This window comes from Gemmata sp. SH-PL17 (assembly GCF_001610855.1).
GTDB classification, from domain to species: domain Bacteria; phylum Planctomycetota; class Planctomycetia; order Gemmatales; family Gemmataceae; genus Gemmata; species Gemmata massiliana.
The window spans coordinates 2,910,873-2,937,103 of the sequence record NZ_CP011271.1 but is presented as its reverse complement, the minus strand read 5'-3'; the positions used below and the strand labels follow the sequence as shown (position 1 = coordinate 2,937,103).

At 68.6% G+C, this 26,231-nt stretch carries 23 protein-coding genes and 1 pseudogene; 5 read left to right on the top strand and 19 right to left on the bottom strand.

Annotated elements, in window-relative coordinates:
• Positions 1 to 369 precede the first annotated feature (369 nt).
• The 3 genes from VT84_RS12175 to VT84_RS40770 are packed head-to-tail and all read left to right on the top strand — an operon-like array spanning position 370 to position 6,532.
• A complete protein-coding gene (locus tag VT84_RS12175; protein ID WP_157469460.1) occupies positions 370 to 1,488 on the top strand; it encodes a hypothetical protein in 1,119 nt (372 codons plus the stop codon).
• Complete coding sequence (locus VT84_RS12170; protein ID WP_157469459.1) at positions 1,485 to 2,525, top strand: AAA family ATPase; 1,041 nt, start codon at positions 1,485 to 1,487, stop codon at positions 2,523 to 2,525. The genes VT84_RS12175 and VT84_RS12170 overlap by 4 nt, the downstream gene beginning before the upstream one ends.
• Entirely contained in the window at positions 2,522 to 6,532 is a 4,011-nt protein-coding gene (locus tag VT84_RS40770; RefSeq protein ID WP_239465804.1) for an SAV_2336 N-terminal domain-related protein, read from the top strand. Before VT84_RS12170 ends, VT84_RS40770 begins: the two co-directional genes overlap by 4 nt.
• 14 nt (positions 6,533 to 6,546) lie before the next feature.
• On the opposite strand, the pseudogene VT84_RS42220 reads toward VT84_RS40770, so the two are convergent.
• Positions 6,547 to 6,924: pseudogene (locus VT84_RS42220) on the bottom strand (transposase); the annotation flags it as partial.
• A gap of 16 nt (positions 6,925 to 6,940) precedes the next feature.
• Positions 6,941 to 7,465 carry a helix-turn-helix domain-containing protein gene (locus VT84_RS42215; protein ID WP_052552795.1) on the bottom strand — a complete coding sequence of 175 codons (525 nt, stop codon included), beginning with the start codon at positions 7,463 to 7,465 and terminating at the stop codon, positions 6,941 to 6,943.
• Positions 7,466 to 7,568: 103 nt separating this feature from the next.
• On the opposite strand from VT84_RS42215, the gene VT84_RS12160 reads away from it, so the two are divergent.
• On the top strand, positions 7,569 to 8,090 hold the full coding sequence (locus tag VT84_RS12160; RefSeq protein ID WP_082839714.1) for a hypothetical protein: 522 nt from the start codon (positions 7,569 to 7,571) through the stop codon (positions 8,088 to 8,090).
• A 393-nt stretch (positions 8,091 to 8,483) separates the two neighbouring features.
• On the opposite strand, the gene VT84_RS12155 is transcribed toward VT84_RS12160, so the two are convergent.
• From VT84_RS12155 to VT84_RS12125, 7 genes are all read right to left on the bottom strand, one after another.
• The gene (locus tag VT84_RS12155) at positions 8,484 to 8,702 is read right to left on the bottom strand and encodes a hypothetical protein (protein WP_082839713.1); all 219 of its coding nucleotides are present in this window, start codon (positions 8,700 to 8,702) and stop codon (positions 8,484 to 8,486) included.
• A 17-nt stretch (positions 8,703 to 8,719) separates the two neighbouring features.
• Positions 8,720 to 8,983, bottom strand: coding sequence for a hypothetical protein (locus tag VT84_RS39585; protein ID WP_082839712.1), 264 nt, complete (start codon positions 8,981 to 8,983; stop codon positions 8,720 to 8,722).
• A gap of 66 nt (positions 8,984 to 9,049) precedes the next feature.
• Complete coding sequence (locus VT84_RS12145) at positions 9,050 to 9,253, bottom strand: hypothetical protein (RefSeq protein ID WP_082839711.1); 204 nt, start codon at positions 9,251 to 9,253, stop codon at positions 9,050 to 9,052.
• 14 nt (positions 9,254 to 9,267) lie between these two features.
• Positions 9,268 to 9,594: a hypothetical protein gene (locus tag VT84_RS12140; protein WP_082839710.1), complete on the bottom strand. Its 327-nt coding sequence runs from the start codon at positions 9,592 to 9,594 to the stop codon at positions 9,268 to 9,270.
• Positions 9,591 to 9,980, bottom strand: a complete 390-nt coding sequence (locus VT84_RS12135; RefSeq protein WP_082839709.1) for a hypothetical protein — start codon at positions 9,978 to 9,980, stop codon at positions 9,591 to 9,593. The genes VT84_RS12140 and VT84_RS12135 overlap by 4 nt, the downstream gene beginning before the upstream one ends.
• A gap of 11 nt (positions 9,981 to 9,991) precedes the next feature.
• Complete coding sequence (locus tag VT84_RS12130) at positions 9,992 to 10,267, bottom strand: hypothetical protein (protein ID WP_082839708.1); 276 nt, start codon at positions 10,265 to 10,267, stop codon at positions 9,992 to 9,994.
• Between the two features lie 42 nt (positions 10,268 to 10,309).
• A complete protein-coding gene (locus VT84_RS12125) occupies positions 10,310 to 11,494 on the bottom strand; it encodes a DNA modification methylase (RefSeq protein WP_082839707.1) in 1,185 nt (394 codons plus the stop codon).
• A 314-nt stretch (positions 11,495 to 11,808) separates the two neighbouring features.
• On the opposite strand from VT84_RS12125, the gene VT84_RS12120 reads away from it, so the two are divergent.
• On the top strand, positions 11,809 to 13,572 hold the full coding sequence (locus VT84_RS12120) for a S10 family peptidase (protein ID WP_082839706.1): 1,764 nt from the start codon (positions 11,809 to 11,811) through the stop codon (positions 13,570 to 13,572).
• A gap of 314 nt (positions 13,573 to 13,886) precedes the next feature.
• Here the strand turns inward: VT84_RS12120 and VT84_RS12115 are convergent, their stop codons facing one another.
• From VT84_RS12115 to VT84_RS12075, 10 genes are all read right to left on the bottom strand, one after another.
• Positions 13,887 to 18,245, bottom strand: a complete 4,359-nt coding sequence (locus VT84_RS12115; RefSeq protein ID WP_082839705.1) for a DNA polymerase — start codon at positions 18,243 to 18,245, stop codon at positions 13,887 to 13,889.
• Positions 18,242 to 18,412 (bottom strand): hypothetical protein, encoded by a 171-nt coding sequence (locus tag VT84_RS38460; protein ID WP_157469457.1) that lies wholly within the window; start codon positions 18,410 to 18,412, stop codon positions 18,242 to 18,244. The genes VT84_RS12115 and VT84_RS38460 overlap by 4 nt, the downstream gene beginning before the upstream one ends.
• Before the next feature lie 79 nt (positions 18,413 to 18,491).
• Positions 18,492 to 18,803 carry a hypothetical protein gene (locus VT84_RS12110; RefSeq protein ID WP_082839704.1) on the bottom strand — a complete coding sequence of 104 codons (312 nt, stop codon included), beginning with the start codon at positions 18,801 to 18,803 and terminating at the stop codon, positions 18,492 to 18,494.
• A 74-nt stretch (positions 18,804 to 18,877) separates the two neighbouring features.
• Entirely contained in the window at positions 18,878 to 19,399 is a 522-nt protein-coding gene (locus VT84_RS12105) for a sigma-70 family RNA polymerase sigma factor (RefSeq protein WP_082839703.1), read from the bottom strand.
• A gap of 178 nt (positions 19,400 to 19,577) precedes the next feature.
• Positions 19,578 to 19,922, bottom strand: coding sequence for a hypothetical protein (locus VT84_RS12100; RefSeq protein WP_082839702.1), 345 nt, complete (start codon positions 19,920 to 19,922; stop codon positions 19,578 to 19,580).
• Positions 19,923 to 20,034: 112 nt separating this feature from the next.
• Positions 20,035 to 21,816: a winged helix-turn-helix domain-containing protein gene (locus VT84_RS41950; RefSeq protein ID WP_082839701.1), complete on the bottom strand. Its 1,782-nt coding sequence runs from the start codon at positions 21,814 to 21,816 to the stop codon at positions 20,035 to 20,037.
• Positions 21,809 to 22,588, bottom strand: coding sequence for a hypothetical protein (locus VT84_RS12090; protein WP_082839700.1), 780 nt, complete (start codon positions 22,586 to 22,588; stop codon positions 21,809 to 21,811). Before VT84_RS12090 ends, VT84_RS41950 begins: the two co-directional genes overlap by 8 nt.
• Before the next feature lie 96 nt (positions 22,589 to 22,684).
• A complete protein-coding gene (locus VT84_RS12085; protein ID WP_082839699.1) occupies positions 22,685 to 23,125 on the bottom strand; it encodes a hypothetical protein in 441 nt (146 codons plus the stop codon).
• Entirely contained in the window at positions 23,122 to 24,744 is a 1,623-nt protein-coding gene (locus tag VT84_RS12080) for a recombinase family protein (RefSeq protein WP_082839698.1), read from the bottom strand. The genes VT84_RS12085 and VT84_RS12080 overlap by 4 nt, the downstream gene beginning before the upstream one ends.
• A complete protein-coding gene (locus VT84_RS12075) occupies positions 24,741 to 25,232 on the bottom strand; it encodes a DUF2924 domain-containing protein (protein WP_082839697.1) in 492 nt (163 codons plus the stop codon). Before VT84_RS12075 ends, VT84_RS12080 begins: the two co-directional genes overlap by 4 nt.
• Positions 25,233 to 26,231 lie beyond the last annotated feature (999 nt).

Genomic DNA, 26,231 nt, shown 5'->3' with positions numbered 1-26,231 from the left:
CTGTTAGTGATGGGTGCCCTGATGTCGAGTGAGTTCACCGCAAGTGGGGTGTCGCACGGCGGACATCTCAGGGAGGCTCTTCACACACAACTTGTTGGTGCATTTGACGTTGCTGACCTCGATCAACTCATCGTCTCGTTTGCGCCGCACATTCGCGCGAGCGTTGCTGGCGTGAGCCTTGCCGCCTATGCCCACAGTTGCATCAATGTCGTTATGCAACACGGGCTGCTCGTGCAGTTCGTTGCCCAAGTCCGCCAAAGCCGAGCTGAACGATACACGTTGCACAAGGCATGCGCCGATTATGCCCGCTTTGAGCTCTTGCGGAATCTAAGGACGGTTCTCGGAGAGGATGTCGATATCCCGACCAGTATGGTCGCGCGGCTCCACCGCAGTTGCCTTCCACACCGCGCCGTAACGCGGCTGCTCCCCGGGGACAAGCCTCCCCACGAGTGCGCGGCGGAACTCCTCTACTTCCCGATCGACTCGCAGACGCGCTATACACCCGTCTTGGCCTTCGTCCGCGAACTGCGAGATGTTTATCCGACCCGAGCGCCATATCTGAACGACTGGCTCCGGGACGCTCGCGAGTGGATCGCGGCCGATGCCGGCTTGGAGACTTCCGAGCTGTCCGACCTCTCCCCGGATGTGATTACTGGAGCCGCCGGGACGCTCGTTTGTGTCATCTCACCCGACGATTCCCGCGGGGAGCGCTGGGGCCTCCGGAGCTGGCTCTACGGCCCGCCCACCGGGCCGGAGCAACACCATACGATCCGGTCGCTGGGCGAGGGCGGCGTACTCGGCACGAGCGGCGCGTTCATGCGAGACCTTTCCGATCTCATGCGTGCCACGTTGGATGAAGTGGCGGAGCACACTGCGGCCGCTGTATCGATCGATTTCTTCGTACCCAGGGGCTTGCGGCACATCGCGATCGACCAGTGCCTGATTCCGGCCCCCATGACGGGTCAGACGCGATTGTTGGGTGTCGAATATCCCGTCGTACTCCGATGTGTGGATCGCGCCACCGCGGCCGGTGCGAATCGCGCTCGGGCGGCCCAAATCCGCCGAACGGTGCACCTATTGTCAGGCGTCGTGCACGAATTTACAACGGCCCGGCACACCGAAGACCCGTCCCGAGTGCTTGCCGCGGGCCACGACATCGCCGCTGTCCTCGTGGGTGAACCCGTCCCGGCGGACACGGGCACCGAAGCGCCCGAGTTCTTCACGCGGGTCATCGAGGACGGCGTGCCCATCATCCTCTGGAGCCGGAGTGGTCCCGAACCCGCTGCGGTGCTTCGAGACCTTGTCGCTGGGGGGCTCGGCGGTTTACCCCGGCGTATTTGGGACTACCGCCGCGGTCACCCCGGCGCGTCTTCGGACGCCCGCTTACGCGAGCATTTGTCCCTCGTGTACGATCCCGCCGACGAGGTCTCGTCGGCCCTGCGTCCGCGCCGGGCGACCGGTCCCGCTGGAAGGAGCGTCCAACCGTGAACGAGCCCGAACCGACAGTCGGGCCACAGCCCTGGCATGCCTTCGACGGCCCCGGAAACATTGACGAGCGGCTCGCTCGGCTCGGTGAGCCGCCGCCGTGGCGCGATTTCCGGACGCGCCGCCAGCGGCTCGCTCGCACGTACAAGCTCGAGGACCGCGAACGGAACGCGGTCAACGCCGCGCTACACCTGCGCCGCCCGCTCCTGGTGACCGGGCCGCCCGGCTCCGGCAAGTCCTCACTCGCTTACGCCGTAGCCGACAACCTCGGGCTCGGCGACGTGCTCCGCTGGCCAATCAACTCCCGCTCGACGCTAGCCGAAGGACTGTACACCTACGACGCCATCGCCCGGCTCCGGGACGTGCAGGCATGTTCCGGTGCTGACCCCGCCGGCGCTCAGCCGACGGCGGCCATCGGCCGGTACATCCGGCTCGGCGCACTCGGGACCGCACTCTGTGGGTGGGCAGACAGCGAGCCGAACCCGCCCTCCCGCCCGCGGGTCTTACTCGTCGATGAGATCGACAAGAGCGACATCGACCTGCCCAACGATCTGTTGCATGTGCTGGAGGAAGGCGAGTTCGAGATCCCCGAACTCGCCCGACTGGCGAACTACGAGGGCCTCTTGGAGACCGAGGTCGGGACAGCCGACCGCGTCTCGGCGGGCGGCACTCGGCGGCGGGTCCGAGTGGAGAACGGGATCGTCCAGTGTCGGGTGTTTCCGTTCATCTTGATCACCAGCAACGGTGAGCGTGACCTGCCGCCCGCGTTCTTCCGGCGCTGTCTACGCCTCGACTTCCCGCCGCGGGCCGATCAGGCCCGGCTCCGGCAGCTCGTGGAGGCCCACTTCGGGACAGCGCCACCCCCGGTTCACCTGACCGAGCAGGTGATCGACCGATTCCTCGCCCAACAGGGCGACCGCAATCTCGTGGCGAACGACCAGTTGTTGAACGCTCTCTACCTGGTCATGAAGCCCGGTGTACCCGTGGGCACAGGCGCCGACGCGCTCTTAACCCTGCTCCTGCGCGAGCTGAACAAATGAATGAGGCCTGGCCGGTTGGGAAACCAACGACCGGCACACAGATCGAGGAACTGCGCGACGCCATCGTTGGTGCGTTTAGCGAGGACGCGCTAGTTCAGATGGTGCGGTTCAACCTCGAAAAGGATCTGTTCAAGATCGTCCCCCGTGGCGCCCTCAGCACCGTTGCGTTCACTTTGATCACCCTGGCCGAACAGGAAGGGTGGACGCGTGCGCTGGTGACCGCGGTGGCCCAGGTCCGCTCGGGCAACGAGGCGGTGCAGCGGTTCTGTCGGGACCATGCCCCGTGGGCCCTGGCCCCGCCCAACCCACAGGACATGATCGGAGCCGTCACCGATGGTGCACAGGCGCTCGCGCGGGGGGGGGCTGATGCGCAGGCGCGGGCGATCATCGCCACGTTCCAGGTCGAGTTGCAGGGCGGGCTGCGTGAGTTCGACGCGCTTCACCGGTACAAGGCGCTGCACGACCGGCTGCACACACTCGAGTTCCGGTACTTCCGCGACGTCCGCACGGCGGTCGAGCCGGCCGCCCCGGGCGGGCGCCCCCGGTTCCGCGACGATGAGGAACAATTCCTGGCCCTTCAACGCTACTGCACCCTCCTCCGGCGCGAGGTCGCAGCGGCCCGGGCCGATGCCAGCGGGCTGCGTGTCCGCGCGCTCGAGGACGATTGGATCGACGACTACGACCGCGCGGTGACGTACCTGTCCGCGGCACTCGAAGGCCCGGACGACAAACTGGCCCGCAGGGCGGTCGAGATCCTCAAGGGGCTATTCGGGCAGGCATCGCGGCTGAACAGCAACATGGCCCTATGCGCCGGCAACCTGCCGCTCGGGCGGCTCACCGAAGCCTTGCGACAGATCATCGGTGGTCTGCCGGGAAGCACGCACCAGCTAATCAAGGGGCTCCAGAGCCTCCAGGCCCTCGATCCGCGGCTGCAAGGACTCATCCAGGAGCACTGCGAGTGGCAGCGACTGGACAGGGAGTTCGCCGCCGCGGCCGATCTGCCGGGCGTCACCCTGGGCGAAACGTTCCCACACTGGCCGCGGGTCCGGGGCGGAGTGATGCGGTTGTGCGACCTGGCCCGCGAGCAGCCCTGGGCCGTCCAGTTGCGTCAAACCGTGGACGTACTCGAAGCGACCACCGATTCCGTCGCGTTCCGCCGAACATTCCAGAAGTTCCGGGATCTGGCCGGCGAGCAGTTTTACGTCGTGGACCAGGAGATGCACCGCCTGAGCGGGCACCTCGTGGAGGTCGCTCAACCCCTTGCACACCTGCTGAGTACGGACGTCTTCGAGCCGTCACCGCCTCGCGACCGCCTTCCCGCTCTCCTGACAGCACTGAGTGAAGGAGGCCTGGAGTTCTCCGCGACAGACGTCGCGGACGCGGTTTGGCTCGCTGGTCGGATGGCTCGTAACGCTCCCCCGACCGCTCCCGCATCTGTTACGGCACCGCCGGCAATCGTCCCAGGAGCGGAGAACCTGACTGCGGATTCCGGCTCGCATCCTTCTCTGTCTTTTGTGCCACCACCCGTGCGCAGTCCGCTCGATGTCGTCGTCTCGCGTCTTGGATCGCGTGTTCCGATCAAAACGGACTTCGCATCGGAAATCGAGATCCGCACCCCGTCCGCGCTCAGCGACCGGCCTGGGATCGTCAAAGCGCTGCGCCCGCTGTTGGGGCGCCAGCCGTCACGCAGCGCTCGCGAGCTCGATGTGGAGGCGACCGCGTTCCGGCTGGCCGAAGAGCGCGTCTGTGATCCCGTGCTGGTCCCGGCCCGTGGGCGCTGGCTGGACGTCTCGCTGGTGTTGGACACGTCCGCCTCAATGGACATCTGGCAGCCGACCGTTGCCGACATCCAGCGACTGATCGAAAGCCTCGGCACATTCCGGAGCGTCCGGTGTTGGCGCATGTACACGGACAAGGCAGGGCCGCAACTCCGGAGCGCGCCGCGCGTTGGGGGCGCGGCGCGCTCCGGCGACTCGTCCTCTCGGCAACCGCTCGAACTGTCCGGCGCGGCGGGGGCGACTCTCGTTTTGGTCGTCACCGATTGCGTATCGCAGGCCTGGTACGAGCGGACATTGAGGGAGTGGCTAACCCACTGGTCCGGATACGGTGCGGTCGCAATCTGGAATCTGCTCCCCCGGCGGATGTGGGTACAGACTGCGCTCGCGGAGTTGCCGGGCGGGAGCGTCACGCCAAACGGAACCGGTTTCGGGCAGCGCCTGTCGTGGACACCGGACTGGCCCGAAGAGGTGGGCGCAGCGCGGGCGGCGATCCCGGTCGTAATGAATTCGGCCGAAGGGATCGGCGACCTGGCGCGGCTCCTGACCGGTCGGTCCGGCTACCCGGTGCGAAGTGTGGCGTTCGGGACCGGGCGCGGCGGGGCCGCGGACGTAGCGCCCCTACCAACGCCCGAACGGCCTGCGAGGGGCTTGTCAGCACAACAGGTGGTGAACGCGTTTTTCACATCGGCCTCATCGGAAGCTCGTCATTTTGCTACGCTTCTGGCGGCGGCGCCGGTGATCAGCCTGCCGATCATCCGCCTCTTGGCTGAAGTGTTCCAGCCGACCCATCCGTCTTCGCGATCGACCGCGTCCGAACCTTTGAAGTACGGTCTCGATCACGTTGCTGAGGTGTGGCTCGGCGGCTTGTTGGAGGCCGACCCGCGTTCAGCGTCGCGCCATGACCCGGACGAGGTATTTTACTGTCTCTCAGGTGACGTTCGGGACGCCCTATTCAACGCCCTGCCCAAGCCCGACGCGATCAAGGTGCTCACGGAAGTGTCCGAGTACGTGGCCTGGAATCTCGGGTGGCTCAAGGGCCTGCGCGCGTTCCTCCGCGATCCGGCCGCCCTCGACAGTGGCCTCTCTGACGATGGACCGTTCGCACAGGTGGCCCGGCACATCCTCGGGCGGTTGGGGGGGCACTATTTGGCATTCGCAAAGGGGGCTGATCGGAGACAGGACTTCGGAACATCGTCCGAGCACCGGCTCGCGTCCGTCCTTGAACTGCACACCACGATCCGCATGTGGATCGACGATTCGGCCGCGGTGCAGAAGAACGAGCACCTCAAGGCGAACCACCCGCTCGTGGACCTGCTGTTCGCGTTCGCGATGGCGAAGCTCGGCGAAACGAGCCAAGCCAAGAAGCTCCTCGACGACGCACGCAAGGCGATGGAGGGGCCGGCCCCAACCGGAACCGGTTCACAGTCGGAACAAGCGGTCACGGCGGCCGTTGTCCGCAACTTCCTGTTCAAAGCGTTCCGATACCGCATCGAGCAAGTGTTGGCCGGGAAGCCACACTCCGGGCAAATGTCCCCGGAGGTACTCGACGAGCTAGAAGACATCACCAAGAAACAGGGCACCGGCCCGGTGAACAACCCGTACAAGTTGGCGAAGTACGTGGTCGACCGGATGCGCGAGCAATCCCTCATCATAGAGCCCAACGAAAAGCCCGACCCGTATGCGGACTGGACCAAGCACAGCGACGAAGTGAAGAAAGCCCTGGCCGAACTGCACACGATCCGCGACCCGAACAAACTCGCGGAACGGATTCGCAAGTTGTACAAGGACGGCGTGCCCGGCAAGCCGCTCAAGGAAGTGCAGTTCCACGTACTCCACGAGGGGCTGCCGCTCGCGGCGCGCGTGAGCGAGTCGTTCACGGTTGAACTGCTCACGCTGGTTCCCGCCGCACTTCAGGGATCGGGTGGGGCGAACGAACCGCCGGACATGCCCAAGAAACAGGGGGAACTGCTGGAACGCGCGATGTTCCAGGCGGTGTACTTTGCCCGCGAAGATATCGTGAAGAAACTCGTAGACGACTTCACCGCGCTCGTTCACACGAAGTCGCAAGACATGCGGTTCAAGTTGATTATGCTTTACGCGCCCAGGAGTGACACATTGTTCCAGGTCTGGAAGTTGTGGGCCAACAGAGTCGCCAGTTTCTCTCGATGTTTGGTCGGCAGATCCGCGAGGCACCCGTCGATGGCACTCTGGAACCTCTTGAAGTCCTGATGGTGCCGACTGTTGAGCACGTCCTTCTTCACGAACTTCCACAGGCGCTCGATCAAGTTCAGGTTCGGCGAGTACGACGGCAGGAACAGCAGCTCGATCCCCAACTGCTTGGCCGCGTCCTGCACCAACACGCACCGCTGATACCGGGCGTTGTCCAGCACCAACGTGACGGGCACCGAGCCCGCCCGGCGCGCGATCGTGTGAAGCAACGCGCACACCGACGTGGCGGTGATGTACGTCGTGTTGATCTCCGTCACCAGTTCGTGCGTGACCGCGTTCAGCGCGCCCAGCACGTTGTACCGCTGCCGACCACTTGCCGCGCGCACGTGCAACCGCACGAAGCACCACACCCAACCCAGGAACGACGCCAATACGAAGTGCGACGCATCCACGAAGTACACCGACCGCTTACCGCTCCGCGCCTCCGCCAACTTCGGTTCCAGGTCCGCCTTTTAAAAAGTCCGCCTGCGCTCGGGCGTGTTCCTCGATCGTCTTCTTGGGCGGGACCGGGATCGGTGCCACCTTCAAGCACTTCATCCCCAGGTCGTCCTTGAGGAATTTGCGCACCCGCGACACTTTTCGTCGGACGCCCGTCAGCTCCTCGATCCGCCGCGCCGCCTCGTGAGCCGTGTGAGGCGGGTGCTTGCGGAACTCCTGTTCGATCGTTGCCGCGTGTGGCGTCAGGGCACTGGGTTGTCCCTTCCACCCGAACGACCGAATCCCATCGAGGCCCTTCGCCGCGAAGATGTGCAAGGTCCGCTGAACCGTGGACCGGGACACGTTGGCGAGTTCGGCGATGCGCCCGTGCGACTCGTTCTTGCTCTTGAGCCACAGGATCTCCATGCGCTCCTGAACGCGCGGGTCCGGGTGCCCGTACCGATCGCGCACAATCGCTTCGACAACCGACTCGGGGAACGAGTACGTGGGACGCATGGAGCCTCTCCCGGTAACGGATTACGGTGAGCACCGATCTTCCGCTACAGCACCAGGCTCCTCAAGGATAAATTGTGTCACTCCAGGGTACGCTGAGAATAACATGGTCGCGGGTCAGTGCATGCGGAGCCTCAAGAAGCTCGGCCTGTCGAACGAGATCGACCGGTTCCTGACCAAGCTCCACAGCGAGGTTCTGGGCGGCGCGTCCACCGAAGATTTGAGGAAGAAGCACCAGGCCAAGCCGGAAACGTGGGGCGCGGTGCTCCAGACGCTGCTCAATCTGGCCGGCGGGTGGCTCCAATTCGGTCGAAAGGACCGAGCGGACCCGATTCTGGACGCGGCGCGGAACGAGTTGTTCAACTCGAACGCGGTCACGCTCCCGCCCAAGGATTACACCAAACTCGCACAGGCCTACGTCACCGCACTGGGGCAGGGGCAGGCCGAAAGCGCTCTGGCGCGGATGATCGAGTTGTTCAAGCGGATGTCGCCAGCAAAAATCACGAACACGTGGACGACCGCGCAATACTATTCATGGTTTCACTTCTGGCTCGTCGAAGATACTGTCGCCTCAATCTGCGAATTTTTCGGCCATCCACTTTCTTACACAAACCCCGATCGCCATTAACTATATTAGCTCTAACACCTGCAAGCAACTAATCCAATAATTCATTCAATGCTCCCAAGCTTGCGGCTTCGCGCCTAAAACCTGACGCAAGAATGCAAGTGCCAGACTCAGTTGTTTGTCGGTTATGCGAGTGAGGTCATGAGTACTTCGTCCGCATCGAGGACATGGTGATATTGCCATTCCCCGGACCAGGACATCCAATTCCTCCAGTTCGGCACGAGTTAACCGGTGGAAGTCGGTCTCCACAGCGCGCGGGCTCGGTGGCGGTTCAATGCGCCCGCACCCCGGGCACGGGCGCTCCCGCACAACGCACTCGAGTTTGGCCACGCGATTCCGATTCACAACGGCACCTCATTGCGAAGCTGGCGCGAATGGGCACCCGAGTGGCGAATTTCAGGCAGGCCCGATCCGAGCGTTAAGATTCCGCACGCGCTCGACGTCCGCCCGGGTTTCGACGACGATCTCGTGGACCACCAGGATGTGATGGGTACCGCACTTCGGGCACCAGTCCGCATCCGGCACGGGTTGCTCGCCGCGGACGAACCGGATGAGGCCTGGTTCGCAGGCGGGCGCCGTTGCTTCCAGTTTCTTCAGCCGCCTCGCGATCCGCACGGCTCGGTCCTCGGTCGTCAGCGGTGGTTTGATGCGTCGGGTCGCGCCGAGGCCGTGAGGCACGTATCAACCCGGCTTCGCTCCTCACCGAAGAGGCTCTTACGGAACAGCCACGCCACGCGGCGCTTCTGGTCGTCGGTTAGGAGCTTGGGGGCGTGCCCAACTCGGCCGCAACGGGTACACGGGGGCGTCACCGCGTGCCGCAGAATCCCGCTCAGTTCCGCGCGCTCCTCGGGGCTCAGGCGCACAAACGGGTCCGTGCCCGAGGTGCGGGCGCTCAACGCGCCCGCACCTCGGGCACGGATTCTCGCGGACGTGGTGCTCGAGTTTGGCCACCCGGCTCCGGTTCACGACCGCACCTCCGGTCCGTTCTCCAGCGGTTCCACGGCCTCAACGATTTCCTCTTCGATGACGAGCACGTGGCACCCGCCGCACCGATGGCACCGGTCCGCGTCACTCGGCACGTGACCCTCGGGCGCGAGCCGGAACCGGTTCGGGTCGCACCGGGGCTCGGCGTCCTCCAACTTCTGCACCCGCGCCGACAGCCGCATAAATCCCCCTCCACTCAGCCCCGGCGCATCACGGCGTCGAGTGCTTCCAGGATCTGCTCGTCGGTGGCCGGGAGCAGGAGTTGGCCCGGGTACGCGCCCGGGTGCTGCTCGTGTGCGAGCCGCAACCACGCCTGGTGATCGGGTTCGAGCGTTTGCAAGAACGCACACATTTGCGCGAGCCACCCGGTGTGATTCGGGTTCGTGCGGTCGAGGTCGTCCACCCCGAACGCACCGGCCAGGAACCCGCGCGCGAACGCCACCGGATCATCCGGCACGGCCGTGGTCACCTGTCGCACCGGAATTTGATGTTCCAGTTTGCCCACACGGCTCCCGAGGTTCATAAGTGGTTGCCCCCTTCGGGAAGGCCGGCCCGGTGCTCGAGTTCCGCGATCCGCGTTTCCAGGTCCGTTAGTTCGCGCACCTTGATCCCCAACTCGAGTATCGCCCGTGCCGCACCGAGCCGCACGGCCGGTGGTGCCGAGTCCTTCTGGAGCGACAGGAGCGTCCGCACGGCCTCGCCCGCGGCCGCCGTGAGCAGTCCCGCGGCCCGTCGCACCATGTCGGCCCGGAGCGCCTGCAACCGTCCCCGGAACGCGGGCTCGGCGAGGCGCCGGTAGATGGTTCGGTCCGTGAGCCCGCACTGCTTCGCGGCCGCGTCCACCGTGGCCCCGCATGCCAGGGCCAACAGCAACTGGTCCTCGTTCTTCTTCACCCGGCCCGCAGCCATACGCACCTCACTCACGCCACGTCATCGGGTGGCTCGATGTGCTCGGGCCCGCACACAATTACGAGCCCGAACGGGGCCAGTTTGCCCTCGGGCACCACGGGCTCGCCCTGGTCCGGGTCGTACACGAGGCGCCCGACGAGCGAGCCCTCGGGTCCGTCCCGGTACAAGCCCGGCTTGCGCCCCTCGGCCCGGGACACGGGCACGGCCTCAATGATGTGGAACTGGTCCGGGGGGAGCCGGTCGGCGAGCACCTTCGCGACCTTGCCGAGTCGGTTCGAGAGCTTCATTGGCGCCCCTCCCGTCACCTTTATTCCACATTCCGTCAGGATTTACGCCGCCACGCGTTCGGCCGCCTTCCCGGTCACCGACTCGAACCGAGCGACGATCACGTCACAGTACCGCGGGTCTAGCTCCACGAGCGCCGCGGTGCGTCCCGTTTGCTCGGCGGCGACGAGCGTGGTCCCGCTCCCGGCAAACGGGTCCAGCACCACACCGCCGGGCTTGCACGAGTTCTGGATCAGGTACTCGAACAGGGCCACGGGCTTGGGGGTCGGGTGGTCGGCGTTCTTCGCTGGCTTATCGAACTCGAGGACCGTCGTCTGGGCGCGATCGGCGAGCCACGTGTGTGGTGCCCCGTTGTTCCAACCATAGATGCACGGCTCGTGCTTCCAGTGGTAGTCCTGTCTCCCGAGCACGAGCGCGGACTTGACCCACACGAGGCACTGGCGCACGGTGAGACCGGCGCTGGCGCACGCGAGTCGCACGTCGAGCCCGGCCAGGTCCGCGTGCCACACGTAGAACGCACCGCCCGGACTCAGGTGGCGCAGCGCGGTGCCGAGGGCGGACGCCAGGAACGCGCGGTACCGCTCGGGAGTCATGTCGTCGTTGGCGATCGTGAGTGCGTCGGCGGTCCTGCCCGAGTACGCGACGTTGTACGGCGGGTCCGTGAGCAACGTGTCGGCCGGTCCGTCGGGCAGGAGCCGGGCCAGGTCTTCCGGTTTGGTGGCGTCGCCGCACAACAGGCGGTGGCGCCCGAGGAGCCACAGGTCGCCGGAGCGGGTGACGGGCTCGGCGGGCGGTTCGGGCACGTCGTCGGGATCGCCGGTGGGGTCGGCGGGCGGTGCGGTCAGGTGCCGGAGCAACTCGTCCTCGGGGAACCCGGTGAGCGACAGGTCGAAGTCCGTGCCTTGGAGCGCGACGAGTTCGTGTGCGAGTCGGTCGTCGTCCCAGGTCGCGAGCGTGGCCGTTTGGTTGTCCGCGATGCGGTACGCGCGGGCCTGCTCGGGGGTGAGCCCGCGGGCCACGTGCACCGGTACCTCGGTCATGCCGAGTTGGAGTGCGGCCTTGTACCGAGTGTGGCCCACGATGATCACGTCGGATTCGTCCACAACAACGGGCTGGCGGAATCCAAAAGCCCTTATCGACGCCACAACAGCGGTGACCGCCGCGTCGTTGGAGCGCGGGTTGTTCTCGTAGGGCTTGATCGACCCGATCGGGCGCATCTCCACGTCCATTCTGCTCCTCCACGTGCCCGTGCAATGGGTGCCTACCAGGGAACTACACCGAACGCGCGCGAAGTGTCCGGTTTCGGGCGCCAATTTCTCGCGATTTGGTGGCCCCGCGGCCCGTTTGAAGCGTGTCCGCCACCGAGCGGAGCACCCAAGGAGTGGCCCGGGATCCGTACCTCGCGAGCGCCGGGTCTACGGAAGGGAATAGCCGGGTTGCAGTTGCGCGGATCCGGGCGGCAGTGACCTCTTGACGGGCGCTGCGCGGGCGCGGAGAATTGAGCGACCTCCCCGACCCGCTTCCACAACTGCCAGGTGCCACTATGGCCTCGCGCCGTTACGCGCTGCTCGCCGCGTTCCTGATCGCTGCGGTCGTGACCTCGTCCGCCGCCCAGCAAGGGCCACCCCCGAAGGGCGACCCGCCCAAGGGGGCGGCCGCAACCAAGGACGAGAAGTCCCGATCGGGGGACGACAAGAAGGGGGCGCCGAAGGTTGCGGCACCCGAGGCCAAGGACGATAAGAAGGCGCCGCCCACGGTGACCACGGACGGGTCGGTCATCATCGCGGGGCAGAAGGTCGAGTACAAGGCGACCACGGGAACGCTCCCGGGGACCGACAAGACGGGCAAGGCGAAGGCCAACATCTTCTACATGGCGTACACGCGCAAGTCCGGGGACGCCCCGTCCGCGCGCCCGCTCACGTTCTGCTTCAACGGGGGGCCCGGATCCGCGTCGTCGTACGTGCACCTCGGGTTCTTCGGGCCGCGCCGGGTGCTGATCAACAACGACGGGCTCAGCGCCCCGAGCCCGGCCGAGCTGGTGGACAACGAGTGCTCGCTGCTGGACGTCACGGACCTGGTGTTCATCGACCCGGTGAGCACGGGCCTGAGCCGGGCCGAGGTGCCGGGGGACGCGAAGCTGTTCCACGGGCTCGAGGAGGACACCCAGTCGGTCGGGGACTTCATCCGGGACTACGCGGCCAAGTTCGGGCGCCAGGGGTCCCCGGTGTACGTGGCCGGTGAGAGCTACGGGACCACGCGGGCCGCGTCCCTGTCCGCGTACCTGCAGAACCGGGGCGGGGTGAAGGTGGCCGGGATCGTGCTCATCTCCACGGTGCTGGACTTCCAGACGATCCGGTTCGGGGGCGCCAACGAGCTCCCGTACGCGCTGTTCCTGCCCACGTACACGGCCACCGCGTTCCACCACGGGAAGTTGGACAAGAAGTGGGCCGTGGACCTGCCGACGGCCCTGCGCGAGTCGCAGAAGTACGCGGCCGGTGCGTACCTTGAAGTGCTGCACAAGGGGGCCCTGCTGACCGAGTTCGAGCGCCAGGCCGCGGCCAAACAGTTGGCCCTGCTGACCGGGCTCTCGGAGGAGTTCGTGCTCCGGTCCGATCTGCGCGTGGAGGCGACCCGGTTCCGGTCCGAGCTGCTCCGGGACCAGCAGACCGTGGTCGGGCGGTACGACGCGCGCGTGTCGGCGAAGGTGGCGGCTCGTCCGGCCCCCGGGAACCCGCCGGGCCCGACCGGCACCCCGGGAGCGCCCGGCACGTCCGGTGCGACTGGTGCCCAAGGTACCGGCGCGCCGACGGGCACCGCGGTGCCGCCCGCGAGCGGGCCCGGTGGGGGCCCGGGCGGTCCCCGGGGCGAGCGGATCGGGGGCGGGGACCCGTCGGCGGCCCTGCTGTCCCCGCTGTTCACGGCCGCGATGCGCCAGTACCTGCCCGACGGGTTGGGGTACAAGTCCGAGTCCGCGTACGTGCTCAGCGCCCCGGTGCAGCCGTGGAACTACGGCCCGGCGGGGACCAACCAGTACGCGAACGTGGCCCCGCGGCTCCGCTCGGCGCTGGAGAAGGACAAGGGGCTGCGCGTGTTCGTGGCGAGCGGGTACACGGACCTGGCGACCCCGTTCGCGGCGACCAACTACACGTTCGCGCACCTCGGGCCGCGCGCCCTGATGGACCGGGTGACGATGGCGTACTACGACGCCGGGCACATGATGTACACGCACGAGCCGTCGCGCAAGAAGCTGCGCGAGGACCTGCGCAAGTTCATCACCGCCCCGATTGCGGAACCCGCGACCAAGTAATCGTCCCGGGCGGTCGAAAACGTCGCGCGGATCGCCGGCGACACGAACGGCCGGCGATTCCGGGGCACGCGGGACGACACACCGCCCGAACGTTCCGGATCGTGATATCGGACCGCGTGTTGATCGTTTTTGCCGTTCGGCCGCGTGCGACACCGGGGCCGAAGACCCGGTTCCCACCAAGAACCGTCGATACCGGACACGTAATCGCGCACGACGGAACGAGAACTCGGGCGCGAAACAAACTGTGTCCCGAAGCCCGACGGTTCCCGGTGCCCGCCCCTTGAGATCCTCGCACGGAAGGACCCGCGGACCCGTCACCCGGCCCAGGTCGCGCCGATCTTCACTTCGACCTCGACGGGCACCGGGGCGATGAGCGGGGCCATCCCATCGACCATGCAGCCAGACAACCACGTCTTCGCGGCTTCGCGTCCGGGTTCGGGAACCTCGAGCACGATCTCGTCGTGGACCGCCAGCACGACCTCGGCATTCGGGCACTGGTCCCGGCGCTCCCACAACAGCACCAGGGCGCGCTTCAGTCCGTCACCCCCGGTGCCCTGCACGACGTAGTTCGCTTTGGCCCCGAAGAACTGGTCCGGCTCGACCCCGATCCGGCGCCCGCCGAGCGTGCGCACCTCGGTGCTGCGGTCGCGCTTCAATCGGTTGTGCCACGCGCGCACGCCCGGGAACTGGGCGAAGAACGCGTCCAGGAACCCGCGCGCCTGGTCCTCGGTCATGTCCTTACCGTAGTCGGCCCGGGCCTTGAGGCGCAGGGACCGGGGCCCGAGCCCGTAAATGGCCCCGAAGTTGACCGGCTTGGCCATCTGCCGGGCCTCCTTCGTCACCGCGACGCCGAGGAACTTGGCCGCGGTTAGCGCGTGGAGATCCTCACCCTTCTGGTAGGCCCCGAGCATGCGCGCGTCGTTGGTGACCTTCGCGGCGATGCGGAGCTCGATCTGGCTGAAGTCGCACTTGACCAATACGTTTCCCGGCCGGGCGGTGAAGCACCGGCGGTACGCGGGGTCGCGCGGCACCTGCTGCAGGTTCGGGCGGCTGCAACTCATGCGCCCGGTCTTCGCCTGGCACGGGTTCCACGACGCGCGCACGCGCCCGTCGGTCACGTGTTCCGCGACCCATTCGCGCCCGTAGGTGCCGGCGCGCTTGGCGGCCTCGCGGTACTCGAGGAGGAGTCGGGCGAGCGGGTGGGCGATCCCGGCGAGCGTTTCCTCCTTGGTGTCGGGGAGCGCGATCCCGACCGCTTCGAACGCGGCGGGGACGTCGACCGTGGTGCTGTTCCAGTTCCATGCCCCGAGCCCGGGCAGGCAGTTCGGGTTCGGGACCAGCGCGTCCATCTCGGTGGCGAGCGCGACCCGCCGTTGGGCCGCGGCGTCGGCCAGGGCCAACCACGTGCCCGTGTCGAACCCGACCCCGGTGGCGGCCATTCGAGCGACGGGCACCCCGCACCGCATCTCGAGCTCGAGCACCCCCGTGAGGTTCCGGGACGCGGCACGTGCGTAGAGCGCGTCGGCCAGTGGCAGGAGCACCGCCGCGTCAGTCGCGGCGTACTTCAGTTGCGCGGGTGACAGCACCGGGCGGGACCACTCACCGGCTTGTTCGGTCTTATCGAGCTCTCGGTTCAGCTCGCGCTTGACGGCGGAGCCGAGGTCGTGGTCGGCGCGCTCGCCCGCGTACACCACGCGCGAGGCCAGTGCGGTATCGAACACGCGGGCCGGTGCGAACCCGAGCCGGGCCAGGAACGGGAGGTCGAAGGAGACGATGTTGTGTCCGACGAGCTCCTTCTCGGACAGGGCCGCGAACAGCGGGGCCAGTGCGGCCTCGGGATCGCCGAGTGCGAACAGGTCGACGAGGAACGTCTCGGTCGGCGTCCCCAGTGACAGGAGACGCACCCGGTCCCGCGCCGGGTTCAGACCCGTCGTCTCGAGGTCCAGGGCGACCCGGGACACGATCCCCACGGCCCCGACCACGCGCGCCAAACCGGAACGGTCGACGATCGGGTCCGGATCGGATTCCGGATTCGTGGGGTACCGACGATCGACCGGTACCGGTGCCGCTTCGATACCGACATGCGTCTCACGATCCCGCTCGTGCACGACGCACGACGATTCCGACGATCGATTCGTACCGGCACCAGACGTCTCGCCGCAACCAGTTGCTGAGTCACGTGTTGCCGCTGAATCCGGCACCCGTGGGGTGTCCCGGCCGTCGGGCGCCGCCGACCGGTGGTCGGCTCCTTCTCGGTCCGTGCCAACGGGTTCCGTTCCTTCACCGGCCGGCCGGTCGTCGGAATCGTCGTGCGTCGTGCACGAGGGGGCCGGGCCGTCTTCGCTCGGCCCCGGCACGAAATACGTGACGGCCTTTCCGCCCCGGGCCGGGGCGGGCCCGGTTTCCCAGTGCCCCAAGTCGAGCCCGACCAGGCGCTCCAGGTCCGCCTTGGCCGCGTCGCTGGTTCGGTACTTACGGCTGTTACCGTTCTGAAGCGCCTTGACGGTCGTGCGCCCCCCGTCCCGAGCGGCCAGCCGTCCCACCAGTTCCACCAGTTTGCGCACCTCCTTGTCCCCGACCGACTCGTGGATCAGCGCGTACACGCGCTCGGTCTCGCGGGCGCACCACTCGGCGATCCGGATCCCGGCCTCGAGAGCCTCGAGCCCGATCGGGCCCGGGGCCCCGGGTTCCGCGGCGGTCGCGACCGTGTGGTGGATCAGCGCGAACCGCCCGGGCAGGGCCTCGAGCTTGGCCAGGGCCGCGGCGCGCTCGCCCTCGGCCTCGAACTGTTTGAGCCCCCACGCGTTGACGAATCCCTTGAGGCGCTCCCGGGCCGGGCCCGCGAGCGCGACCACGAGCGGGCGCGGGTCCCCGTCCTCGTCGACCCCGCCGGCCAGCGCGTACAGGGCGTCCAGGGACCGGTCCGCGGCGGCCTTGGTTTCCGGGGAGATCTGGTCGTCGCTCCAGGTCTTGGGCGCGCGCGGCGGCATGGCGAACACGAGCCGGGCCACGAGTCCCGAATCGAACAGGTCCCGGGACGCGAGGCGCTTAAGGGTCCCGGGCTGGATCCCGCCACACACGGACACGCACGCGTGGGGCACGAACACGCTCGTCTTGTCCCCGGTCTTGCGGTCGTAGATGAGCGCGTCCCCGCGGTGCACGGAGAGCCAGTTGGGCTCGTCGGACCCGCCCGCGGCGCCCTTGTACCGGGTGAAGCTCCCGAGCCACCCGGCGAGCTCGTCCCGGTACACGAGGAGCCCGCGCCGGTTGTCGTCCAGGAGCCCGGCCAGCTTCTCGATGGTGATGTCGCTCACCAGCACGCGCCCGAGGGCCGGCTTGTGGGGCTCGTCCCCCGGGTCCGCGTCGGGGTCCTCGCGCCGGCGCGCCTTGTACTCGGCGAGTTCGCGCTTGTACCCCTTGGTGGCGTCGCGGAACTCCTTGACGAGCTTCTTCTGCCGGGCCTTGACGCGCTCGGCGCTGAGGTCCGCGGCCGGGCTCTTGCGGCCCCCGGACTCGGCGACCACGCACGTCCACAGGACCGCGGGCTCGAACCACTCGGCCCCGAGGTGCACCCGGCGCGCGTTCCCGACGGCCCCGGCGAGAACGGCCAACAGGGGCAGCGCGACCAGGGCGTGGTCGCACCGGAGCGCGGCCGCGCCCTCGCGCACGAACGCGCCCCACGGGGCCGGGAGGCAGTCCGTGGGGAACGGGGCGTACGGCGCGATCGGGGTGTACTCCGGCACCGGGCGCCCGTGCACGCCGCACGACGATTCCGACGACCGACCGGCCGAATCGGTGCGCGTGCGATGGCACCGGAGCCAGATCCGGACCGTGCCGACGACGCTCGCGCCGGCGCTACCGAGCACGCGCTCGAGTGTGGGCCACCCGGTGGCGTGCTCCCCGGCGCCGACCTGCGCGACGGTGTCGCGCACGGCGCTCAGTCGGTCGTCCACCTCCCGGTCCCCGGCCCCGGCGCACACGGCGCGGACGAGCCGCTCGGCGCGGTCCGCGGCCCACCCGGCGCGGAGCAACCCGCCGGCCAGTGCCAGGGCCGCGTCGTGCCGGGCCCCGGCCGGCCAGTGCCGCGCCAGGAGAGCGGCCGCGGCGACGACCCCGACCGCGGTGCGTAATTCTCCGAGGTCGACGCGCGCGGGCTCGTCGCGCCGGTGCCACACGCACGGCTCGGGTTCCGGGTGCCCCTTCGCGGGATCCGCCGGGTACGTGCTTGGCGGCACTACGGTCTGCCCCCCGGTCGCGCGCAGCTCTAGGAGCTTGGTCCGGGCGCCCGGGGTCGGGTCGAGGAACGCGTCACTGGCCTTCGCGGGCGGGTGCTCGACCACGTACCACCAGTGCGAGCCCGGGGCACTGGCGCGCCCGCTTACCATTCCCGTGGCGGGCAGCAGCAGCGGGGCCGCGGCCCGGGCCTCGGGGCAGTCCAGGTCGACGTCGACGAGGCCGCCGGACGCGGTCCCGAGAATGACGCCCACGTTCGAGGGCTCGGGGAACGCGCGCGGGACCTCGTCGGGGGTGACCCGAAACGCGGGCCAGTTGTCCCGGGTCGGGCTCTTGGACCGGTACGGGATCGGGAGCGGTGCGTACCCGCGGGCCAGGAGCCACAGGGCCGCGTCGCGCGCGGTCTCGGGCGCGGAATCGGCGGAAAATGTGGTACTCATTCCTCCCCTCCTTCCACACCGAAAAGGGGCTCCAAATCGGCGCGGGCCCAGCACCGGGCGCCGTCGTGGCCGACCAGCGCGATCGCCCACGGGCACAAGATCCGCACGAGAACCGGGTCGATACCCAGCTCCTTCAGGTCGAATTCGCTCACGTAATCATCGGGCACGGGTGTGTTCCTCTGGGCGCGCACCGTCCCCGGTCCCACCAACGGCGGGTCGCTTCGGGTGCACGGGATGTGTCAGTGGTTAAGCGGGTACCGGTTCGGCCCGCGGGTGCGGAACGAGTTCGAGTGGGTCACGTTCGACGCGGAAGCTGTCGGGCCCGAACTCGCGGGCCGTGAACCCGACGAACAGGCGGTTGAAGTCGCGCCCCACGGCGGTCGAGGCGTCGATCACCACGGTGCGGGTCCGGGCCTCGAACGCGTGGGCCGCGTCCAGGCGCGTCTGGCTCTCGCCGTGGAGCGCCTCGACCGCGAGGCGCGACAGGACCAGGGTGGCCCCGAGCTCCTCGGCCGGGACCGCCGGGTCGAACACGTATCGGTACATGGGGTCGGTCATCGGGTCCTCGGGTACGAGCGCGGGCCGCTCCTATAGGGAACTACACCAAACGCGGGCAAAGTGTCGGGCGAAGTTCACGGTTCGGGGGCCAGTTTTTGGATCTCGGGTCGGTCCCGGAGCTCGCGGATCAGGGCGTACAGCGCGGCCCGGGACACGCCCCGGGCCCGGGCCGCCCCGGCGACCGTTTCGGTCGTCAGCAGCTCGGCGATGGCGCGCAGCTCCTCGGGCAGCCGGGCGAGCGCCTCGGCCAGGTCGATGCCCGCGCCGGGTTCCGCGTTGGAGCACCGCTCGGGCACGTCCCCGGGGAGCGGTTCGAGGGTCCCGGCGTCGCGCTTGGCGGCCCGGCGCGCGCGGGCCCAGTTGTGCCCGAACCGCTCGATCAGGCACTGGACGAACGCGGGCCACGTGCCCCGGTCCGGGTCGAACCGGGGCACGCGCTCGAGTACGTGAAGAACCAGCGCCTGTTCCAGGTCCTCGCGGTCCGGAGCGTGTGGCCCCGCGGTCCCGGCGAGGCGCGCGGCCTTGCGCCGGATGATGGCGGCTACGGTCGAGCCGATCGGGTCGTCGGGATCCGGGCGGTTGTGAGCATCGGACACGGTGAAGCTCCTCCCGGCCGGGAGGGGCGGAGGGCGCGGGCACGGGGCACGGGTCCCGGGGCGCCGGCGCGTAACGCGCGCGGGGCGATGCGAACACCGGGTACGGTGCCCACGATCGCCTCCGCGGTGCGGCCGGCTGATAGTCGGGTAGTGGATCGAACGTGATTCCGGGCGCCGGTCAGCCGGGGAGCTCGGCGTGGAACGGGAGCCCGTGTTTGACGGTGAGCACGGTGATGGTCCCGTCCCGAACGTCATCGAGGAGGTGCATCAGGTCCGCGACCTGGTTCTTGAGTTTGCAGTCCGCGCGAGCGGCTTCGGGGCGCGGCCCGTTGTCGCCCGCGAACTTGTGCTCTCGGATCACCCGTGGCGCCGGATCGAGTACCGGCTCGCCGCCCCGGACCTCGAGGCCCTCGATCCGACCGAAATTGATCCGCTGGAGGAGCTCGACGAGGTGGCGCCGGACCGGGGACAGGGCGCGCTTGGTGAAATCGGGGCCGGAACCGTGCACGTGGGACGCGGTCATGAGACGTTCTCCGTGGTCGCCCGAACCCGGTGTGAGTTCGGCACGATCACGGTGCACCCGAGAGCTGAGCCGGCGCTGGGGGCGGCGCTGAGTTCGCGCTGAACGGGGCACTTTATTCGGCACCCAGGACGAGCCGGTAGTGCCCCGCCTGGGACCCGTCGAGGCGGATCTCGGTGAGCTCGGAGTCCCGGAACAAGCGCCGGATGTTGGTCATCGTCTGCTGGACCGCGTTCCGCGACACGTGCGCCCCGCGCCACACGTCGTCTTGGAGGTCCTCGACCGACACGTACCGGCCGGGGGACTCGGAGAGGCGCGCCACGACCCGGAACTCGTTCGTGTTCCCCAGGAAGCACCCGCGCCCGCTCAAGAACACGGAGAACTGGCTCCGGTCGACGACCCACCCGGGGCCCGGGGCGGGGCGCGCCGGGGCCGGCCCCCGGTCCCGGCGCCCGACGATCACGCCCAGGAGCGATTGGGCCGGGTACTCCTGGCGCAGGATCTCCACGGCCCGGGTCCCGAGGATCTCGCGCAGGGCCCCGCGCACCTCGGCCGCGTGGTCCCGGTACAGCGCGAAGGCGGCCCGGGCCGCGTCCCCCGCCGGGAGCCCGGTGAACGGGAGCGCGTCGTTGAGCTCCGCGTACCGGAGCCCGAACGTCACCGGGTCCCCGATCCCCTCCATGTCCAGCGCGGACCCGACGTACCGCTCGCTCAGGGTCAGCTCCGGGCCCGTGCGCTCGCCGGTGAGTACGTCGCTCTCGTACCGGTGGGGCGGGTCCTCGGCGTCCCCGAGCCCGGCCCCGAGCGCGGTCAGACGCCGGTCCACGCACTGGGAGCAGCGCCCGCAGTGCGGGGTGCGCTCGGGGCGCCCCCACACGTGCCCGCAGCTGTACGTCAGCGCGCACAGGTCCGCGTGCCCCTGGGCCTTGAGGCGCCGGAGCATCCCGGCCTTGGTGGTCCACTGGAACGGGTTCTGGACCTCGAACGGACCCCCGAACAACAGGGCGAACAGTTCCCCGAGCCCGTGGAGCACCTGGGGATGGGTCGTCCGGGACGCGCGGGCCCCGACGAGCTCGCGGCTCCCGGGCAGGTTCAGGCTGGTCACCCCGTTCTCGTAGAACCGGATCCGGCGCCGGCCCACCAGGCGCGCGACGACCGCGGCCACCGCGGCGAACAGGAACGAGCGGGCGCGCTGGGTGAACTCGTTGTTCAGTTGCTCGCCCTTGTTGATCGACGCACCGACGTGGAGCGGGCCCAGCTCGCGCCGCGGGAGGCGCGCCCGGAGCGCGTCGAGCACGGCCCCCTGGCGCGCCTGGGTGCGGCTCACCGGGCGGTGGCTCACGAGCACGACCGGGCGCTGGCCGATGAGGACCTCCTCGACGGCCCCGCACAACGAGTCGAGCCCGCCCGAGAACAGGACCACTTCTTCGAACTCGGTCCCGTCGGGCGGGTCCACGAGGTCGAGCAGGTACCGCGCGCGCGGGGCGGGCGCGGGGGCCCGGACGAACGCGAACTCCCACTCGGCGTCGTCGGTCATGAACAGGAGCACCCGGCGCAGGGCCCCGAGGGCCCGGGGCTGGTTCCACAGTTCGGGGCACCGGACCGGCACGACGCACCGCAGGTGCCGGCGCCACCGGGCCCCGTAATCGATCGCCACGGTCCCGCCCCGGGAAACCACCTGGTCGATCGTGTACACGTACGCGGCGACCTCCAACAGGTCCGCGTCGAGGTCACTCAGCCCGCGGCCCATCGCGCGGGACAACTGGTTGATCTCGAGGTGCACGTCCCGGGGCCCGGGTCCGATCGCGAGTGCGTGTGTCCGGGCCGCGGCGCGCCAGGGGCGTGGCGCGTGGGCCGCTCGGACGCCGCCACAGAGGACCAGTTGGGGGTCAGCCATTGGCGGCCCCCCGGACCTCGAGCTCGCGGCGCAACTTGGTGAGCGCGTAGGCGCAGAACCGGCCCGCTTGCTCCGAGGTGATCCCGCCCTCGAACTGGGATTTGGAGTACCACCCGCCGGCGTACTCGCGCACGATGACGGCGGCCTCGCGGCAGTGGGTGTCGAGGTCCGTGAGGAACGCGTTGTGCTCGCCGGGCGTGGCGAACCGCCCGTTGCCCCCGACGTGCTGGGACAGCTCGCGGGCCAGGTGGTACAAGAGGAACCGGCGCGTGAACCGGGCATAGAACTCGTGGGCCAGGAGCGCGAACCCGTTCCGCGTGGACAGCTCGCGCGCGGCCCGGTGCACTTCCTGTCCGGTCGGGAACAGGGTCCCGGAGCGGGCCCCGAGGCAGTGGGTGAGGGCCTCGGTCGCGGCGAGCGCGGCCATCTGCCCGAGGTCGGTCTGTGGGGTCCGGGAGTCGAGGTGCCAGCGCCGCACCGCCCCCGCGTACCCGGCGGTCAGGGCGAACAGGCCGGGCGGTTCGGGCACCTGGATCTGGTGCTCGGCGAGTGCGGTGGTGAAATCGGTCCGGCGCGCGGCCAGGGCCGTGTGTGCGAGGAGGTACAGGACGCGGGTGACCCCGGGGTCGCTCTTCGAGAGCCGGAGCCCGCGGACCGCGGCGGCCGAGGTCGCACCGGCGATGACGGCGACATCGGCCCCGTCGGCGATGCGCCCGATCACCGCCTGCCAGGGTTTGGAGTCGGGGAGGCGCCCGAGTCGGATGCTACCCATCGCCGTTGGCTCTTGGGGTCACGCGATCATTTATATACCCGTGTATAATTGCCGTGCAGATTGACGGGACAATGTCGGTAGCGGCGGTTCGGGGGATTATTGGGCTTTTACCGCCGCGGCCCGTTCGAGCCGGGCGCGCCACATCCTGCGCTGGCGGCGCCAGTCGGGCACGGCCGCGATCGGGCGCAGGTCGCTCAGGATCAGCGGGTCGCGCCCGCGCATCACCTTGGGGAGGAACAAGATGTGTTCCTGAATGTCGGGCGCCAGGTGGAGTAGGGACATGATCTGACTCACCCGGGCCCGGGTCACGTGCCCCAGGCGCGCGAGTTCCGCGTGGTCGGTCACCTCACCGGCCCGGATCAGGTCCTCGAACCGCAGGGCCAGCGCCAGGAGGCGCGCGACCCGGGGCACGCGCCCGGGCTCGTGGAGGGCCGGTGCCGGACCCGCACGCAGTTCCTTGGTACGTCCGCGCCGGGCGAAGTGGATCGTGCCTGCGACCGTCAGCGCCGGTGCCGGGTTCGTGGTGCTCGTATTCATGCGATGCTCCGGTGCTCGTGGTGCCGAGCGAGCTCGTCGGCGAGGGCCGTGAGCCCGGTCGGGTGGAACGATACGGTGACGGCCCCGGTACGTCCGTCGTACTCGACCCGGGCCACCAACAGCGCGATGACCCGTGCCCGCTCGAGCGGGGTGAGGATGGCCCAGACCGGGTCGAACGCGGCCAGAGCCCGCGCCGCATCCTCTTCCGAAATCAACTGATCGGTCACGGCCGTGAGGCACTCGCGCACCTTGGCGGCGCGGTGCTCGGCGGCCCCGATGCGCGCGTGCAGGTCCGCGAGGCGCGTCACGAGCGGGCCGTTCACGTCACCCGGGTGCAGTTGCCCCGCGAGCTGGGTCACCTCCCGGTGCCACGCGCGCAGATCCTTCTCGAGATCCCGGTTCTCGGCCTCGAGTTCGGCGATGCGGGCCGCGCCCTTCTCCTGGGCCTGTTCGAGCACCTGGCGGAGCAGCTCGGGATCGCGCCCGACGGCTCGGACGCGCTCGACCACGAAGGATTCGATGGGCTCGGCCGGAATGCTCTTGGACGGGCAGGTACCATACCCGCGCTTCTGGGCGTGGGTGCACACGTAATACCGGTACCGGGTGGTTCCCTTGGTACTGTGGCTCGGGGTCATCGCGGCCCCGCACGGCCCGCACCGCAACAGCCCCTTCAATAAAGCACCGAACCGGTTCCGCACCAGCGCCCCGCCGGTGCGCCCGTTGCGCGTCAGGGCGTGCTGCACCGCGGCGAACACGGCCGGCTCGACGATCGCGGGGTGCTCGCCCTCGTGGACCTCGTCCTTGTACCGCACCTGCCCGGTGTAGAGCGGGTTCGTGAGCAGGTTGTACACGTTCGTGCGGTCGAACGGTTTGCCCCCGCGTTCCGGGCCCTTGCGCGTGGCCCAGCGCTTGGTGGCCCACCGGCGCCGCTCGAGTTCCTCAACCACGGGCAACAGCGCCCCGTGCTCGAGGTACAGGGCGAAGATCTGGCGCACGCGCTCGGCCTCGGGTGCGTTCACGGTGAGCTTGTACCCGGCCGGGTCGATGTCGTACCCGAGGACCGGGTGCCCCCCGGCCCACTTGCCCTTGCGCCGGGTGGCCGCGATCTTGTCGCGGGTCCGCTCGGAGATGATCTCGCGCTCGAACTGCGCGAACGATAACAGCACGTTGAGCACGAGCCGGCCCATCGAGGTGGCGGTGCTAAATTGTTGTGTGACGCTCACGAACGCGACCTTTTTGTCCTCGAACGTGCGCATGAGTTGGGCGAAATCGAGGAGCGAGCGGGACAGGCGGTCCACCTTGTACACGACGACACAGTCCACCTTCCCGTCCGCGATGTCGGCGAGGAGCGCGTGGAGCCCGGGTCGGTCCGTGTTCGCGCCCGTGAACCCGCCGTCGTCGTACCGGGTGCCGAGCACGACCCAGCCCTCACCGGCTTGAGAGCGGACGAACGCTTCCCCGGCCTCGCGCTGGGCGTCGAGCGAGTTGAACTCCTGTTCGAGCCCCTCCTCGGTCGACTTGCGGGTGTAAACGGCACACCGCACCGATCGGGTCGGTTCCCGGTCCGCAGGTTTCGGCTTGGGCTGGGGTCGGTTGAGCCGGTTCGTGTGCGAGGTCATGCGGCACCTGCCTTGTTGAGCTTGAAGAAGTGGAACCCGTTGCAGTGGGTGCCGGTGACGGCCTTGGCCACGGCGCTGAGCGAGGGGAACGTGTGCCCGTCGTACTCGAACCCGGCCGCGAGTACTTTCACGTGGATCGTGGTGCCCTTGTAAATGCGGGTGATGACACTTCCGGGCGGGGGCAGGCGCGCGTCGCTCGCTTCCCTGGGTACCGTGCCCGTGTGCACGGGGCCGGCGGGTGCGGTACTTCCTTTGGGCGGGATCAATCGGACGTCCGCGTCCCGGGCCAGTTCCGCCGCTCGTGCCCGCGCTCGTTCCGAAAGATCGCCCTCGGCGAGCACCTGGATGCGCCACGCAATGCGGCGCACGAGCCACGTGCGGTTCCCGGTCGTGGTCGGCTCCCCGAACACCTCGGCGTACCGGGCGCGCAACTCAGCGATCGTGAGGCGAGCGAGCGCGGCGAGTTCCCTGGTGACGTTGATCTCCACCCGTATCCTCCTCGAAAAACCTGCGAATCTCTGGTTCCAGTGGTGTTAACCACCGGTCCCAGTGACGCTCTTCCTGGGGCCCGCAGCAAGTCCATTCGGGGCCGATTCCGAAAGTTTTTCTGAGGTCGGAGGTAGTGTGATGGGTGGCGCGAGGAGGTCCGAGCCGAGGCGCACGAGCCCGGTCGCGAGCAGGCGCGCGAGCTCGCGAGTGCGTTCCTCGGGGGTGAGCGTGGCGGGGTTGCGGGTGGACGGCATCGGGGCACCGGGTGGTTGGCCCCAGCGCCCTTCGCGTCGCGACCGGCGGGCTGGCGGGAGAACAGACGAAACGTCTCTACCTGTTAATTACACCAAACGCGACCGAAGTGTTCAGAGAAGTGCGATCGAGGTGCCGATCGCCCGACGACCGTGGCTCACTCTCTCGGCGTCAACCAAACCCGAGTGACGCAGGGAAAGTTTGCTGGTGGGGGGCTCGGGGGAACCTCGTCGGATGAGATGCTCGATCCGGTGTGTCGGACCGCAGTGCGCACGGATCTGAGGGACTTCACACCTTGTGGCGGGTCGGACGACGAGCTTCGGGAGCCGCACATCTTATCATCCCTATCTCGTTACACTGTTTACCTAAAAACCTATTCAGCAGGACAAGATCATTTGGCCCTCGGAAAGCGATCAAGCAGATCGCTGCGGCCCGATCACGAGCGCGCCGCAGCCGTGGCTCACGGAGGAGCCTCGCGGCTGACGCTGACTCAGTTTGTGGTGTTGGGCGGTGGTGACTCTGGTCAGGTAGGCCGGTAGGTGGTAAACAGCGCGGTCGAACGGCGGACGATCAACGTCCTCCCCGAGACACGCGCACACGATCCCATCCGGACTGTCGGTGAGAGAACAACGTCCGGTCGGATACCTTCGGCAGGAACGGCCCGAACGCGTTCTCCGCGCCGGTCCGCTGGAGTGCCTCGCACCATTCGGTCTCCGGGCACGCGCGAAGCGCGTATCCTCCATGCA